We start from the raw sequence: 294 nt of genomic DNA on the forward strand, positions 1-294 counted from the left end.
CTCGACCATCTGCTCGATGACCGACAGGAGCGCCGCAAGCTCGTCGGGGGGACGACGGAGGTTGTCGGTACTCAGCACCCACAGGGTCACGATCTTGACGCCGAGTTCGTCGCACCAGCCGAGGAACTCGGTGATCTTCTCGGCGCCTGCCTGGTACCCGAAGTCGACGCCGGCGCCGGCTCCGCGCGCCCACCGTCGGTTGCCGTCGACGATCGCGCCGACGTGATGCGGCAGTCGTTCGGGGTCGAGCATCTTGGACAGCCGACGCTCGTACACGCCGTACAGCAGGTCGCT

Annotated in this window: 1 protein-coding gene; it reads right to left on the minus strand. The window is 67.3% G+C overall.

Annotation, left to right across the window (positions count from 1 at the left end):
• Positions 1 to 294 (minus strand): undecaprenyl diphosphate synthase family protein (locus tag D9V41_RS17395; RefSeq protein WP_341770346.1); only part of this gene is annotated, 294 nt, incomplete at both ends.

Source organism: Aeromicrobium phragmitis (genome assembly GCF_003674095.1).
In the GTDB taxonomy this organism is placed as follows: Bacteria; Actinomycetota; Actinomycetes; order Propionibacteriales; family Nocardioidaceae; genus Aeromicrobium; species Aeromicrobium phragmitis.